This window comes from Bacillus thuringiensis (assembly GCF_022095615.2).
Classification (GTDB): Bacteria; Bacillota; Bacilli; order Bacillales; family Bacillaceae_G; genus Bacillus_A; species Bacillus_A cereus_AG.
Map to the genome: position 1 here is coordinate 109,176 of NZ_CP155559.1, position 15,640 is coordinate 124,815.

A 15,640-nucleotide genomic window follows, 5' to 3' on the forward strand; every position below is an offset into this window, starting at 1 on the left:
TCATTGACATTGTCTTTTGTTGTATGATACATTTTTAGGGACATAATGTTACAAGGTTGGTGTAACTAATGAGGAAAAAAGTTGTACTCTCATGTGAAGAGTGTAAAAATCGAAACTACTCTACGATGAAAGATACGAGCTCAGTAGAGCGACTTGAAATAAAGAAGTTTTGTAAAACATGCAATCAGCATACAGTTCACAAGGAAACAAAATAAATAATTGAAATAATACACTGGAGGTCCCGTAGATGCGTTTAACGAACTTTTTCGGCGATGTAGGTCGCGAAATGAAAAAAGTAAGTTGGCCTAAAAAAGATGAATTACTCCGTTCAACAGCGACTGTTATCGCTACAGTTGTCTTCTTTGCGATTTTCTTCGCAGTGGTTGATATGGGCATTTCTTCTTTAATTCGGTTAATTCTTGGTTAATTCTTGAATAAGAAGCACTTATCCATGATATAATGTTATTTATAAGAACTGTGTAAAAGCCCGGTGAACGGGTTTTTTCATTTGCGCAAAAAAATGTACGTCAGGGAGGGAAGGACGCTCGTCCTAAATGAATGGAAAAAAGTTGGTATGTTGTCCATACTTATTCTGGATATGAAAATAAAGTAAAAGCAAACCTAGAGAAACGTGTAGAATCAATGGGTATGCAAGATAAAATTTTCCGTGTTGTTGTCCCGGAAGAAGTAGAAGTAGAAATGAAAAACGGTAAAGAAAAATTAATGAAAAGAAAAGTGTTCCCAGGTTATGTATTAGTAGAATTAATCATGACTGATGACTCTTGGTATGTTGTACGTAACACGCCAGGTGTAACTGGGTTCGTTGGTTCTTCTGGTTCTGGATCTAAACCATCACCTCTATTAGAAGAGGAAGTTGTTACCATTATGAAGCATATGGGAATGGACAATGAAGTGGTTGATTTCGACTTTGAACTTCATGAAACAGTGCGTGTAAATGAGGGACCATTCGCAGATTATACAGGTGCTATTGAAGAAATTGATGTGGAGAAGAAAAAGGTTAGCGTGCTTGTGGACATGTTTGGTCGCGAGACTCCAGTTGAGCTTGACTTCCATCAAATTGAAAAATTATAAAATGAAACTTGAAATGAATTGTAAAAAGTGATAATATCTTTTAAGTCAGTACGTCTTCGTTATCGGAGACGTTTTTTGAAAGATTTTATCCTTACAGATAAAATATGACGTGGGAGGGCAAATCACTGTCCAATTGACCACATCACGGACTTAAGGAGGTGTGTCTCGTGGCTAAAAAGGTAATTAAAATGGTAAAGCTTCAAATTCCTGCAGGTAAAGCTAACCCAGCTCCACCAGTTGGTCCAGCATTAGGACAAGCAGGTGTTAACATCATGGGCTTCTGTAAAGAGTTTAACGCTCGTACAGCTGATCAAGCTGGTCTTATCATCCCTGTTGAAATTACGGTATTTGAGGACCGTTCATTCACTTTCATTACTAAAACTCCTCCTGCTGCTGTTCTTCTTAAGAAAGTAGCTGGTATTGAGTCTGGTTCTGGTGAACCAAACCGTAATAAAGTGGCAACTGTTAAGCGTGATAAAGTACGCGAAATCGCTGAAACTAAAATGCCTGACCTAAACGCTGCTAGTGTAGAAGCTGCAATGCGTATGGTTGAAGGTACTGCACGCAGTATGGGCATCGTTATCGAAGACTAATTCGATTTGTTTTTTTAAAAAGGTTGCGGGTCTGGAATTCCAATTCGCAACCTTTATTATCGTAAATGATTATCGTTTTTAAATAAATGGATGGCGCGCATCCTCAGGTTATACCTGAAAATAAGCGTAAACGTGGGAGGTTATTCCGCTAAAACCACATTCGAGGAGGAAATAAAAATGGCTAAAAGAGGTAAAAAGTACGTAGAAGCTGCAAAGCTTGTTGATCGTGCAACTGCTTACTCTGCAACAGAAGCAGTAGAATTAGTAAAGAAAACAAACACAGCTAAATTTGATGCGACTGTAGAAGTTGCATTCCGTTTAGGTGTTGACCCTAAGAAAGCTGACCAACAAATCCGTGGTGCAGTTGTTCTTCCACACGGTACTGGTAAAGTACAACGTGTATTAGTATTCGCTAAAGGTGAAAAGGCTAAAGAAGCTGAAGCTGCTGGAGCTGACTTCGTAGGCGATGCTGATTACATCGGTAAAATCCAACAAGGTTGGTTCGATTTCGATGTAGTAGTAGCAACTCCTGACATGATGGGTGAAGTTGGTAAACTTGGTCGCGTATTAGGACCTAAAGGTTTAATGCCAAACCCTAAAACTGGAACAGTTACTTTCGATGTAACTAAAGCTGTTAACGAAATCAAAGCTGGTAAAGTTGAATACCGCGTTGATAAAGCTGGTAACATCCACGTTCCAATCGGTAAAGTATCTTTCGAAGATGCTAAATTAGTAGAAAACTTCGGAACAATTGCTGACACTTTACAAAAAGTTAAGCCAGCTGCTGCAAAAGGTACTTACATGAAGAACGTAACAGTTGCTTCTACAATGGGACCTGGCGTACGTGTAGACGTTTCTACATTAGCGTAAATTTTGGAAGTTGACTTCATAAAGAAGTTTTTATATAATCATTTATGTTGTGAATTTAATTAGTGTACCGTAGACAGTAGGTGTCAATAGACTTAATTCCCTACCTAGGTGTTAATATACGAAACGGAATTTTTTTTCTGTGACTATATGCCTCCATGTCTACAAGTTGGGCATGGAGGTTTTTAGTGCACTTTCGGTACATCTTCTATATAATCTACAGGAGGTGTAATAACATGAGCAAAGTAATCGAAACTAAACAACAAGTTGTAACTGAAATCGCGGACAAACTTCGCGAAAGTAAATCTACAATCGTTGTTGACTACCGTGGTTTAACAGTTTCTGAAGTAACAGAATTACGTAAAAACTTACGTGAAGCTGGCGTTGAGTTCAAAGTTTACAAAAACTCTTTAACTCGTCGTGCTGCAGAGTCTGCTGAAATGGCTGAGTTAAACGAATTCTTAACAGGACCAAACGCAATCGCGTTCAGTAACGAGGATGTAGTTGCTCCTGCGAAAGTATTAAACGACTTCGCTACAAAACATGAAGCTTTAGAAATTAAAGCTGGTGTAATCGAAGGTAAACTTGTAACACTTGATGAGGTTAAAGCTATCGCTACTCTTCCATCACGTGAAGGCTTACTTTCTATGCTTCTTAGCGTTCTTCAAGCTCCAATCCGTAACCTTGCACTTGCTACTAAAGCAGTTGCAGAACAAAAGGAAGAGCAAGGCGCTTAATTTTTTAAAAGATAATTACTTGTTATCTATAAAACAATACAAACCTATTTAAGGGAGGATATTTACAATGACTAAAGAACAAATCATTGAAGCAGTTAAATCTATGACTGTATTAGAACTTAACGACTTAGTAAAAGCTATCGAGGAAGAATTCGGCGTAACTGCTGCTGCTCCTGTAGCTGTAGCTGGTGGCGCTGGTGAAGCTGCTGCTGAGAAAACTGAATTTGACGTAGTACTTGCAAGTGCTGGCGCTCAAAAAATCAAAGTTATCAAAGCTGTACGTGAAATCACTGGTCTTGGCTTAAAAGAAGCTAAAGAATTAGTTGACAACACTCCAAAAGCAATCAAAGAAGGCGTTTCTAAAGAGGAAGCTGAAGAAATGAAAGCTAAACTTGAAGAAGTTGGCGCTGCTGTAGAAGTTAAGTAATTAACTTTTGATGCTTTAAAAAAAGCTCGCTCTCATGCGAGCTTTTTTTTTAACTGTAAAGAAAAGAGGTGGCCATATGGCAGACCATTATTTTTCTAACGACCCTTCTAGTAAAAGTGATCGTAAGCGATGGGAATTTACACTTCGTGGATCTCAATTTACTTTCTTATCTGACCGTGGGGTGTTCTCGAAAAACGAAGTGGACTTTGGTTCTCGTCTTTTAATTGAAGCGTTTCAAGTGCCAGATATTAAAGGTGATATATTAGACGTAGGTTGTGGATATGGACCAATTGGTTTATCGTTGGCGAAAGAGTTTCAAGACCGTAAAGTTCACATGGTGGATGTGAATGAAAGGGCGCTTGAGCTTGCGAAAGAAAATGCCGCTAACAATAGAATTGGAAATGTACACATTTTTCAAAGTAGCGTCTATGAAAATGTAGATGGTATGTATGCTGCTATTCTATCTAATCCTCCAATTCGTGCAGGTAAAGATATCGTGCATGAGATTTTAGTAAAGGCTGTAGAGTATTTAGTTCCAGGTGGAGAGTTGTGGATTGTTATTCAAAAGAAGCAAGGTGCACCATCTGCACTGAAGAAACTAGAGGAAGTATTTTCTGAAGTCGAAGTTGTAGAAAAGAAAAAAGGATATTATATCATAAAATCAAAAAAACGTTGACGGTTATTTTTGGCTATGTTAACATTATACAATGCCAATATATGATTTTCTGCGTTGAGAAAGATGTATATTTTTGTTTCTCTTGGAAAAGATAGTAAAATCAGCAGATTATGAAACAGAATGATGGTTTTCTTATAGAAGCCATTTTTCTTTTTTGAGCAGGTAGAAAGACTCAACGTATTTATCTTTAAGAGAAAAAAACTACGCTAATAGCAGTAGTTGTATTTATTTGTGATTTTGCACAAATTTTTTTGTGCATTTATAATACTCATGATTTGAGGGGTGAAGCAGTTGACAGGTCAACTAGTTCAATACGGACGCCACCGCCAACGAAGAAGTTATGCCCGTATTAGTGAAGTATTAGAGTTACCAAATCTTATCGAAATTCAAACCTCTTCTTATCAGTGGTTTCTTGATGAGGGTTTGCGAGAAATGTTCCAAGACATTTCTCCGATCGAAGACTTTACGGGAAATCTATCGCTTGAATTTATCGACTACAGCTTAGGTGAACCTAAATACTCTGTAGACGAATGCAAAGAGCGTGATGTGACGTATGCAGCACCACTTCGTGTAAAAGTGCGTCTAATCAACAAGGAAACTGGTGAAGTAAAAGAACAAGATGTGTTCATGGGAGATTTCCCACTCATGACAGAGACTGGAACATTCGTAATTAACGGTGCAGAACGTGTTATCGTTTCCCAGTTAGTTCGCTCTCCAAGCGTATACTATAGTGGCAAAGTGGATAAAAACGGAAAACGTGGTTTTACTGCTACTGTAATTCCAAACCGCGGAGCTTGGTTAGAGTATGAGACAGATGCTAAGGATGTTGTATATGTGCGTATTGACCGTACGCGTAAACTTCCTGTAACTGTTTTGTTACGCGCATTAGGGTTTGGCTCTGATCAAGAAATCACCGAGCTTTTAGGTGATAACGAATACTTAAGCAACACATTAGAAAAAGACAACACAGATAGCACAGAAAAAGCATTGCTTGAAATTTATGAGCGTCTACGTCCTGGTGAACCACCAACAGTAGAAAATGCTAAGAGCTTACTTGTGTCTCGTTTCTTCGATCCAAAGCGCTACGATTTAGCAAATGTAGGTCGCTATAAGATCAACAAGAAGTTACACATTAAAAACAGATTGTTTAATCAACGTTTAGCTGAAACATTAGTGGATCCAGAAACTGGTGAAATTTTAGCGGCGGAAGGAACAATCTTAGATCGTCGTACACTTGATCGCATTTTACCTTACTTAGAGAAAAACATTGGATTCAAAACAGCGAAACCAATGGGTGGAGTGGTAGAAGGCGATGTTGAGCTGCAATCTATTAAGATTTATGCTCCTGAGTCAGAAGGCGAACGCGTAATTAATGTAATTGGTAATGCAAATATTACTCGTGATGTAAAACACATCACACCAGGTGATATCCTTGCTTCTATCAGTTACTTCTTCAACCTACTATACAAAGTGGGGGATACAGATGATATCGACCATTTAGGAAACCGTCGTCTGCGTTCTGTTGGAGAACTATTACAAAATCAATTCCGTATCGGTCTTTCTCGTATGGAACGTGTTGTTCGTGAGAGAATGTCGATTCAAGATACAAATGCAATTACACCACAAGCGTTAATTAACATTCGCCCGGTTATTGCATCTATTAAAGAGTTCTTCGGAAGTTCTCAGTTATCTCAGTTCATGGATCAAACAAACCCATTAGCAGAGTTAACTCACAAACGAAGACTATCTGCATTAGGACCCGGTGGTTTAACGCGTGAGCGCGCAGGCTTTGAAGTGCGTGACGTTCACTACTCTCACTATGGTCGTATGTGTCCGATTGAAACACCAGAGGGACCAAACATCGGTTTGATTAACTCATTATCATCGTTCGCGAAAGTAAATGAGTTTGGTTTCATTGAAACACCATACCGTCGTGTTGATCCAGAATCTGGTCTTGTAACAGGGCAGGTTGATTACTTAACGGCAGATGAAGAAGATAATTATGTTGTAGCCCAAGCGAATATGAAATTATCTGAAGAAGGAGAATTCCTTAGCGAAGATATCGTAGCTCGTTTCCGTGGTGAAAACATTGTCACAAATAAAGAACGCATCGACTACATGGATGTATCTCCAAAACAAGTAGTGTCGGCAGCGACAGCTTGTATTCCGTTCTTAGAAAACGATGACTCTAACCGCGCACTTATGGGAGCGAACATGCAACGTCAGGCGGTTCCGTTAATGAATCCGGAATCTCCGATTGTAGGTACAGGTATGGAGTACGTATCAGCAAAAGACTCAGGTGCTGCAGTAATCTGTAAACATCCTGGTGTTGTTGAACGCGTAGAAGCACGTGAAGTTTGGGTACGTCGCTATGTAGAAGTTGACGGTCAAACAGTAAAAGGCGACTTAGATCGCTATAAAATGCAAAAATTCATTCGTTCTAACCAAGGAACTTGCTACAACCAACGTCCAATCGTAAGTGTTGGAAATGAAGTTGTAAAAGGTGAGATTCTTGCGGATGGTCCTTCTATGGAATTAGGTGAACTAGCACTTGGACGTAACGTGCTTGTTGGCTTCATGACTTGGGACGGTTATAACTACGAGGATGCGATCATTATGAGTGAGCGCCTTGTAAAAGACGATGTGTACACTTCTATTCATATTGAAGAATATGAGTCAGAAGCTCGTGATACGAAGCTTGGACCAGAAGAAATTACACGTGACATTCCAAACGTTGGGGAAGATGCATTACGCAACCTTGACGAGCGCGGTATCATTCGCGTTGGTGCGGAAGTAAAAGATGGAGATTTACTTGTTGGTAAAGTAACACCTAAAGGTGTAACAGAATTAACAGCTGAAGAACGTCTATTACATGCTATCTTTGGAGAAAAAGCACGTGAGGTACGTGATACATCACTACGTGTACCACACGGTGGTGGCGGTATTATCTTAGACGTAAAAGTATTCAACCGTGAAGATGGCGATGAATTGCCACCAGGCGTGAATCAACTTGTACGTGCATATATCGTTCAAAAACGTAAAATCTCTGAAGGTGACAAGATGGCCGGACGTCACGGTAACAAAGGTGTTATCTCTCGTATTTTACCAGAAGAAGATATGCCTTACTTACCAGACGGTACGCCAATTGATATCATGTTAAACCCATTAGGGGTACCATCTCGTATGAATATCGGTCAGGTATTAGAGCTTCATCTTGGTATGGCAGCAAGATACCTTGGTATTCACATTGCAACACCAGTATTCGATGGTGCTCGTGAGGAAGATGTTTGGGGCACGATTGAAGAAGCTGGTATGGCAAATGACGCGAAAACAATCCTGTATGACGGACGTACTGGTGAACCATTCGATAACCGCGTATCTGTTGGTGTCATGTATATGATCAAACTTGCGCACATGGTTGACGATAAACTTCATGCTCGTTCTACTGGACCATACTCACTTGTAACGCAGCAGCCTCTTGGAGGTAAAGCTCAGTTCGGTGGACAGCGTTTCGGTGAGATGGAGGTTTGGGCACTTGAAGCTTACGGTGCTGCTTATACTCTTCAAGAAATCTTAACAGTGAAGTCTGATGATGTTGTTGGACGTGTTAAGACGTATGAAGCAATTGTTAAAGGCGAAAATGTTCCAGAACCAGGCGTTCCTGAATCATTCAAAGTATTGATTAAAGAGCTGCAAAGTTTAGGTATGGACGTTAAAATGATGTCTAGCGACGATAAAGAAATCGAAATGCGTGATACAGAAGATGACGACGATCATCAATCAGCAGATAAATTGAATGTCGAAGTTGAGACAACTAAGGAATAATTGGGATAACCTGTAGACTAAAAGGGAGGTAGGCCCCTTGATAGATGTAAATAACTTTGAATATATGAAGATTGGACTTGCTTCACCTGACAAGATTCGTTCTTGGTCATACGGTGAAGTTAAGAAACCAGAAACAATTAACTATCGTACGTTAAAGCCTGAGAAAGATGGCTTGTTCTGTGAGCGTATTTTCGGACCACAAAAGGACTGGGAATGTCATTGCGGAAAATACAAACGTGTACGTTATAAAGGTGTAGTTTGTGATCGATGTGGCGTTGAAGTAACGCGTGCAAAAGTTCGTCGTGAACGTATGGGTCATATCGAATTAGCTGCTCCTGTATCTCATATTTGGTATTTCAAAGGTATCCCGAGCCGCATGGGACTTGTCTTAGACATGTCCCCTCGCGCGCTTGAAGAAGTAATTTATTTCGCTTCTTATGTTGTAACAGAAAGTGGAGATACACCACTTGATAAGAAGCAATTACTTTCTGAAAAAGAATACCGTGCATATCGTGATCGATATGGTAGCACATTCCAAGCTGCTATGGGTGCAGAAGCGATTAAAAAGCTACTACAAGACATTGATTTAGATAAAGAAGTAGACTTCTTAAAAGAAGAATTAAAAACAGCGCAAGGACAACGCCGTACTCGTGCTATTAAACGTCTAGAAGTATTAGAAGCATTCCGTAACTCTGGAAATCACCCATCTTGGATGATCCTAGATGTTCTTCCAGTTATCCCACCAGAACTACGCCCAATGGTACAGTTGGATGGTGGACGTTTTGCTACTTCTGACTTAAACGACTTATACCGTCGTGTAATTAACCGTAATAATCGTTTAAAACGTCTATTGGACTTGGGTGCACCAAGCATCATCGTTCAAAACGAAAAACGTATGTTACAAGAAGCTGTAGACGCATTAATCGATAATGGTCGCCGTGGCCGTCCAGTTACTGGACCAGGTAACCGTCCATTAAAATCACTATCTCACATGCTTAAAGGTAAACAAGGACGTTTCCGTCAAAACCTATTAGGTAAACGTGTTGACTACTCTGGCCGTTCTGTAATCGTTGTAGGACCGAACTTAAAGATGTACCAATGTGGATTACCGAAAGAAATGGCGCTTGAATTGTTTAAGCCTTTCGTTATGAAAGAGTTAGTTGGAAAAGGTTTAGCACACAACATTAAAAGTGCTAAACGTAAAATCGAGCGTGTACAACCTGAAGTTTGGGACGTTTTAGAATCTGTGATCAAAGAGCATCCAGTACTTCTAAACCGCGCACCAACACTTCACCGTCTTGGTATCCAGGCGTTTGAACCTACATTAGTAGAAGGTCGCGCAATTCGTCTTCACCCACTTGTATGTACTGCATACAACGCGGACTTTGACGGTGACCAAATGGCGGTTCACGTACCGTTATCATCAGAGGCACAAGCAGAAGCTCGTATTCTTATGTTAGCGGCACAAAACATCTTGAATCCAAAAGACGGAAAACCAGTTGTTACTCCATCTCAGGATATGGTATTAGGTAACTACTACTTAACACTTGAGCGTGAAGGCGCAATCGGTGAAGGTATGGTCTTCAAAGATGCAAACGAAGCGATACTTGCATACCAAAATGGATATGTACATCTGCACACACGTGTTGCAGTTGCTGCAAGTTCAGTAAATAACGTAACATTTACTGAAGAGCAAAAAGGTAAGCTTCTATTAACAACAGTTGGTAAATTAATATTTAACGAAATCTTACCAGAGTCGTTCCCTTATATTAATGAACCGACAAACTCAAACCTTGAAAAAGAAACACCAGCGGAGTATTTCGTTGAAAAAGGTGCGAACATTAAAGAAATTATTGCTAGTCGCGAAGAAGTGGCGCCATTTAGCAAGAAGATCCTTGGTAACATCATTGCGGAAGTATTTAAACGTTTCCAAATTACGGAAACATCTCGCATGCTTGACCGCATGAAAAACTTAGGATTTAAGTACTCTACAAAAGCTGGTATTACAGTTGGGGTATCTGACATTCTTGTATTAGGCGAAAAAGATGAAATTCTCCATGAAGCACAAGCAAAAGTAGATAATGTAATTAAACAATTCCGTCGCGGTTTAATCACGGAAGAAGAACGTTACGATCGCGTTATCTCTATTTGGAGTAATGCAAAAGATGTTATCCAAGGAAAACTGATGAAATCCTTGAATAAGCGCAATCCAATCTTCATGATGAGTGATTCCGGTGCCCGTGGTAACGCATCGAACTTTACTCAGCTTGCTGGTATGCGTGGTCTGATGGCCAATCCATCTGGTCGTATTATCGAACTTCCAATTAAATCAAGTTTCCGTGAAGGTTTAACAGTACTTGAGTACTTCATCTCTACGCATGGTGCGCGTAAAGGTCTTGCCGATACAGCACTTAAAACTGCCGATTCTGGTTACTTAACACGTCGTCTTGTAGACGTTGCACAAGATGTAATTGTCCGTGAAGATGATTGTGGAACAGATCGTGGTCTATTAATTGGTGCGATTAAAGAGGGTAATGAAGTAATTGAGTCATTATATGATCGTCTTGTTGGACGTTTTGCAAGAAAAACTGTAAAACATCCTGAAACAGGTGAAGTATTAGTTAGTGAAAACCAACTAATTACTGAAGATATCGCTCATATCGTTGAAAATTCGGGTGTTGAAACTGTAAACATTCGTTCAGCGTTCACGTGTAACACTCGCCACGGTGTATGTAAGAAGTGTTACGGTCGTAACTTAGCAACTGGTACAGACGTAGAAGTAGGAGAAGCGGTAGGTATTATCGCAGCTCAATCTATCGGTGAGCCAGGTACACAGTTAACGATGCGTACGTTCCATACAGGTGGGGTTGCCGGAGATGATATCACTCAAGGTTTACCTCGTATCCAAGAGATCTTCGAAGCTCGTAACCCGAAAGGTCAGGCAGTTATCAGTGAAATCGATGGTGTTATCGCAGCGATCAACGATGTTAAAGATCGCCAAGAAGTAGTTGTACAGGGTGAAGTTGAAGCTCGTACGTATGCTATTCCTTACGGTGCGCGTCTGAAAGTAACTCTAGGACAGCCAATTAGCCACGGTAAAGAGTTAACAGAAGGTTCTATTGATCCGAAAGAATTACTAAAAGTAACGGACATTACAGCAGTTCAAGAATACTTATTACGTGAAGTTCAAAAAGTATACCGTATGCAAGGGGTAGAAATTGGTGACAAACACGTAGAAGTAATGGTACGTCAAATGTTACGTAAAGTTCGTGTAAGTGATGCAGGTGAAACAGATGTATTACCAGGAACATTACTAGATATCCATCAGTTTACTGATGCGAATGCGAAGGTGTTACTGAAAGGTAAACAACCAGCAACGGCTAGACCTGTTCTACTTGGTATTACAAAAGCTTCACTTGAAACTGATTCATTCTTATCTGCAGCATCGTTCCAAGAAACGACACGTGTCTTAACTGATGCAGCGATTAAGGGTAAACGCGATGAACTTCTAGGATTGAAAGAAAATGTTATTATCGGTAAGCTTGTTCCTGCTGGAACAGGTATGAATCGTTATCGCAAAGTGGATCTTGTAAAAACAACACAAGGTGACATGAATGTAGAAAACGATGAAGTTTATGTGGAACAGTAAAATTTTCCGTCGTAAATTTTGTATAAAAACAGTTAATCCTAGTTGACATTGTATGAGTCAAAATGTTACTATAATCAAGGTTGCTCCTGAACGATGCTTTGGAGGATATTTATATGTCTTATCAAAAAGTGTCAAATGCTGAAAATGTAGTCGTTGGTCATAAACGTACATTGGAGGCAATCAAAAATGGTATAGTTAAAGAAGTTGTTATTGCAGAAGATGCTGATATGCGGTTAACCCATATAATCATTTGTACTGCCTTGCAACATAACGTACCCATAACAAAAGTTGAATCAGTTCGTAAGCTTGGAAAAGTTTCGGGGATTCAAGTAGGAGCTTCAGCAATAGGAATAATAAGTTAAAACTGTTTTTGTGAGGAGAGAGCATTTGCTCTCCCTTGCAAAAACTTTGTTTTCAACTAATAATGAACCACCTGGATATGTGGTCATACAAACATGCGAAGGGAGGATAATCAAATGCCTACTATTAACCAATTAGTGAGAAATGGTCGTACTGATAAAGTATGGAAATCTAAATCACCTGCGTTAAACAAAGGGTTCAACTCTTTAAAGAAAAAATCAACTGATATCTCTGCACCTCAAAAACGTGGTGTATGTACTCGTGTTGGTACAATGACTCCAAAGAAACCTAACTCAGCGTTACGTAAATACGCTCGTGTACGTTTAACAAACGGTATCGAGGTTACAGCTTACATCCCAGGTATCGGTCATAACCTACAAGAGCATAGCGTAGTATTAATTCGCGGTGGTCGTGTAAAGGATTTACCGGGAGTACGTTACCACATCGTTCGTGGTGCGCTTGACACAGCTGGTGTTGACAAACGTATGCAAGGACGTTCTAAATATGGTACTAAGCGACCAAAACCTGCTAAAAAATAATAACTTTAAAATGAAAGGAGGAACTCAATATGCCTCGTAAAGGACCTGTTGCGAAACGTGACGTGTTACCAGATCCAATGTACAATTCTAAGCTAGTAACACGCCTTATCAACAAAATGATGGTTGACGGTAAAAAAGGTAAATCTCAAACAATTCTTTATAACGCTTTCGATATCGTTCGTGAACGTTCAGAGAAAGACCCTATGGAAGTATTCGAGCAAGCTCTTAAGAACATCATGCCTGTTCTTGAAGTACGTGCTCGTCGTGTTGGTGGTGCTAACTACCAAGTTCCAGTTGAGGTTCGTCCAGAACGCCGTACAACTTTAGGTCTTCGCTGGTTAGTAAACTATGCTCGTCTTCGTGGTGAAAAAACTATGGAAGAGCGTCTAGCTTACGAAATCTTAGATGCAGCTAACAACGCTGGTGCATCTGTTAAGAAACGTGAAGACACTCATAAAATGGCAGAAGCTAACAAAGCATTTGCTCATTACCGTTGGTAGGATTCAACGTAAAATAAATGTAAGCATAAACCGCTTTATTTGTCGCTTATGGAAGTGTGGAGAGGGAGAATGCCTCTCCCTTTCGTTGGGCGCTCGTTTTACATAATGAGGGTACTGGACATACTGACATGTGTAACAATATAAAGTGGCTTTTTTGCTACTTAAAATAAAAAAATCCAATCCATATATGGAAGGAGCAAGACACCAAATGACAAGAGAGTTCTCTTTAGAAAACACTCGTAATATTGGTATCATGGCTCACATCGATGCTGGTAAAACAACAGCAACTGAGCGTATTCTGTATTACACAGGACGTATTCATAAAATCGGTGAAACTCATGAAGGTGCATCTCAGATGGACTGGATGGAGCAAGAGCAAGAGCGTGGTATCACAATTACTTCTGCTGCAACTACAGCTCAATGGAAAGGTCACCGTGTAAACATCATTGACACTCCAGGACACGTAGACTTCACAGTAGAAGTAGAACGTTCTTTACGCGTACTTGATGGTGCGGTAGCAGTACTTGATGCACAATCTGGTGTAGAACCACAAACAGAAACTGTTTGGCGTCAGGCTACTACTTACGGTGTACCTCGTATCGTATTCGTTAACAAAATGGATAAGATTGGTGCAGATTTCTTATACTCTGTAGGAACAATCCACGATCGTTTACAAGCAAACGCACACCCAATTCAGTTACCAATCGGTGCTGAAGATGAGTTCAATGGTATCATTGACCTTGTTGAAGAATGTGCTTACATGTACGGTAACGATTTAGGAACAGACATCGAGCGTGTTGAAATTCCTGAAGAGCACAAAGAATTAGCTGCAGAATACCGTGGAAAACTTATTGAAGCGGTAGCTGAGCTTGATGAAGAAATGATGATGAAGTACCTAGAAGGTGAAGAAATCACTGTAGAAGAGCTTAAAGCTGGTATCCGTAAGGCTACAACTTCTGTAGAATTCTTCCCGGTAATCTGTGGTTCTGCATTCAAAAATAAAGGTGTTCAAATTCTGTTAGATGCAGTTATCGATTACCTACCATCTCCATTAGATGTACCAGCTATTAAAGGTACTCTTCCGGATACAGATGAAGAAATCGAACGTAAGTCTAGCGATGAAGAACCATTCGCAGCTTTAGCATTCAAAATCATGACTGACCCTTATGTTGGTAAGTTAACGTTCTTCCGTGTGTATTCTGGTGTGTTAAACTCTGGATCATACGTGAAAAACTCAACTAAAGGTAAGCGTGAGCGTGTAGGTCGTATCCTACAAATGCACGCTAACAGCCGTGAAGAGATTTCAACAGTTTACGCTGGTGATATCGCTGCTGCTGTAGGTTTAAAAGATACTACTACTGGTGATACTCTTTGTGATGAGAAGAGTCTTGTTATCCTTGAGTCTATGGAATTCCCAGAGCCAGTTATCTCTGTAGCTATCGAACCAAAATCTAAAGCTGACCAAGATAAAATGGGTACAGCATTATCTAAGCTTTCTGAAGAAGATCCAACATTCCGTGCTCACACTGACCAAGAAACTGGCCAAACAATCATCGCTGGTATGGGTGAACTTCACCTTGATATCATCGTTGACCGTATGCGTCGTGAATTCAAAGTGGAAGCAAACGTTGGTGCTCCTCAGGTAGCATACCGTGAGACTTTCCGCGCTGCTGCGAAAGTTGAAGGTAAGTTCGCTCGTCAATCTGGTGGTCGTGGACAATTCGGTCACGTTTGGATTGAGTTTGAACCTAATGAAGAAGGTAAAGGTTTTGAATTCCAAAACAAAATCGTCGGTGGTGTAGTTCCACGTGAATACATCCCAGCTGTTGGAGCGGGTCTTGAAGACTCACTTAAAAATGGTGTACTAGCTGGTTATCCACTAGTTGACATCAAAGCTGCGTTAGTTGACGGATCTTACCATGATGTCGATTCATCTGAGATGGCGTTCAAAATCGCTGCATCTATGGCACTTAAAGCTGCGGTTTCTAAATGTAGCCCAGTAATTCTTGAGCCAATGATGAAAGTTGAAGTTGTAATTCCTGAAGAATACATGGGTGACATTATGGGCGACGTAACATCTCGTCGTGGACGTGTAGAAGGTATGGAAGCTCGCGGTAACGCACAAGTTGTTCGCGCTATGGTTCCACTTTCTGAAATGTTCGGTTATGCAACGGCATTACGTTCTAACACTCAAGGACGCGGAACATTCTCAATGACATTTGATCATTATGAAGAAGTACCGAAGTCTGTTTCTGAAGAAATTATTAAAAAAAATAAAGGTGAATAATTGATTTTTATCGATTGTTCAAGTATAACTACTTATGTAAGCTTAGAAAGTGGGACGTAAGTTTCACTTTCTAGTCTAAATATAAAAT

14 protein-coding genes and 1 other annotated feature are annotated in these 15,640 nt (G+C 40.1%); all 14 genes read left to right on the forward strand.

Annotation, left to right across the window (positions count from 1 at the left end; translation table 11 throughout):
• Window positions 1–68: 68 nt before the first annotated feature.
• The 14 genes from rpmG (at window position 69) to fusA (ending at window position 15,552) form a co-directional block, all read left to right on the forward strand.
• Window positions 69–215: a 50S ribosomal protein L33 gene (gene rpmG, locus KZZ19_RS00590; protein ID WP_002070160.1), complete on the forward strand. Its 147-nt coding sequence runs from the start codon at window positions 69–71 to the stop codon at window positions 213–215.
• Window positions 216–247: 32 nt separating this feature from the next.
• Window positions 248–427 (forward strand): preprotein translocase subunit SecE, encoded by a 180-nt coding sequence (gene secE / locus KZZ19_RS00595; protein WP_001241321.1) that lies wholly within the window; start codon window positions 248–250, stop codon window positions 425–427.
• 131 nt (window positions 428–558) lie between these two features.
• Window positions 559–1,092, forward strand: coding sequence for a transcription termination/antitermination protein NusG (gene nusG / locus KZZ19_RS00600; protein ID WP_000415794.1), 534 nt, complete (start codon window positions 559–561; stop codon window positions 1,090–1,092).
• Between the two features lie 167 nt (window positions 1,093–1,259).
• A complete protein-coding gene (gene rplK, locus KZZ19_RS00605) occupies window positions 1,260–1,685 on the forward strand; it encodes a 50S ribosomal protein L11 (protein WP_001085872.1) in 426 nt (141 codons plus the stop codon).
• Between the two features lie 177 nt (window positions 1,686–1,862).
• Window positions 1,863–2,555, forward strand: a complete 693-nt coding sequence (gene rplA, locus KZZ19_RS00610) for a 50S ribosomal protein L1 (RefSeq protein WP_002096939.1) — start codon at window positions 1,863–1,865, stop codon at window positions 2,553–2,555.
• 49 nt (window positions 2,556–2,604) lie between these two features.
• Window positions 2,605–2,749, forward strand: a sequence feature (ribosomal protein L10 leader region).
• A 39-nt stretch (window positions 2,750–2,788) separates the two neighbouring features.
• Window positions 2,789–3,289 (forward strand): 50S ribosomal protein L10, encoded by a 501-nt coding sequence (gene rplJ, locus KZZ19_RS00615; RefSeq protein WP_000048721.1) that lies wholly within the window; start codon window positions 2,789–2,791, stop codon window positions 3,287–3,289.
• A 67-nt stretch (window positions 3,290–3,356) separates the two neighbouring features.
• The gene (gene rplL / locus KZZ19_RS00620; RefSeq protein ID WP_000159737.1) at window positions 3,357–3,716 is read left to right on the forward strand and encodes a 50S ribosomal protein L7/L12; all 360 of its coding nucleotides are present in this window, start codon (window positions 3,357–3,359) and stop codon (window positions 3,714–3,716) included.
• Window positions 3,717–3,792: 76 nt separating this feature from the next.
• Window positions 3,793–4,392 (forward strand): class I SAM-dependent methyltransferase, encoded by a 600-nt coding sequence (locus tag KZZ19_RS00625; protein WP_237982309.1) that lies wholly within the window; start codon window positions 3,793–3,795, stop codon window positions 4,390–4,392.
• A 291-nt stretch (window positions 4,393–4,683) separates the two neighbouring features.
• The gene (gene rpoB / locus KZZ19_RS00630; RefSeq protein WP_000147550.1) at window positions 4,684–8,217 is read left to right on the forward strand and encodes a DNA-directed RNA polymerase subunit beta; all 3,534 of its coding nucleotides are present in this window, start codon (window positions 4,684–4,686) and stop codon (window positions 8,215–8,217) included.
• A 37-nt stretch (window positions 8,218–8,254) separates the two neighbouring features.
• Window positions 8,255–11,866, forward strand: a complete 3,612-nt coding sequence (rpoC, locus tag KZZ19_RS00635) for a DNA-directed RNA polymerase subunit beta' (protein ID WP_000567948.1) — start codon at window positions 8,255–8,257, stop codon at window positions 11,864–11,866.
• 113 nt (window positions 11,867–11,979) lie between these two features.
• Window positions 11,980–12,228, forward strand: a complete 249-nt coding sequence (locus tag KZZ19_RS00640) for a ribosomal L7Ae/L30e/S12e/Gadd45 family protein (RefSeq protein ID WP_098343374.1) — start codon at window positions 11,980–11,982, stop codon at window positions 12,226–12,228.
• A gap of 114 nt (window positions 12,229–12,342) precedes the next feature.
• Complete coding sequence (rpsL, locus tag KZZ19_RS00645; RefSeq protein ID WP_001142341.1) at window positions 12,343–12,765, forward strand: 30S ribosomal protein S12; 423 nt, start codon at window positions 12,343–12,345, stop codon at window positions 12,763–12,765.
• Between the two features lie 29 nt (window positions 12,766–12,794).
• Window positions 12,795–13,265, forward strand: coding sequence for a 30S ribosomal protein S7 (rpsG, locus tag KZZ19_RS00650; RefSeq protein WP_088094808.1), 471 nt, complete (start codon window positions 12,795–12,797; stop codon window positions 13,263–13,265).
• A 208-nt stretch (window positions 13,266–13,473) separates the two neighbouring features.
• The gene (fusA, locus tag KZZ19_RS00655) at window positions 13,474–15,552 is read left to right on the forward strand and encodes an elongation factor G (RefSeq protein WP_000196381.1); all 2,079 of its coding nucleotides are present in this window, start codon (window positions 13,474–13,476) and stop codon (window positions 15,550–15,552) included.
• Window positions 15,553–15,640 lie beyond the last annotated feature (88 nt).